At 60.0% G+C, this 245-nt stretch carries 1 protein-coding gene; it reads left to right on the plus strand.

Features of this window, described 5'->3' with window-relative positions:
* A partial coding sequence (locus AC1RPQ_RS08620) for a hypothetical protein (protein WP_481762369.1) occupies nt 1-245 on the plus strand: 245 nt, incomplete at both ends.

Raw genomic sequence — 245 nt, forward strand, 5'->3', positions numbered from 1 at the left:
GGCGGCTACGGTTACGACAAGCTGACGGCGGCTCTGTCCGGGCTCTATATCGACGGCGTGCGCCTGATGGATCATTGCGAACACAACGAGCCCGGCACCGTTCGCCTGTACGCGCGTTATCTGAAAGATTACGACGCGCGCGGTATCCAAATGGCTGACGACGACGACACGGCGCGAGCATTCCGCGAAGAATGGGAAAAGAAGGCGCAAAAGATCGGCGCGCGTTTCGCAAACTACGGCATCGG

The organism is Dellaglioa sp. CoH-57-MRSF-21, from assembly GCF_056781915.1.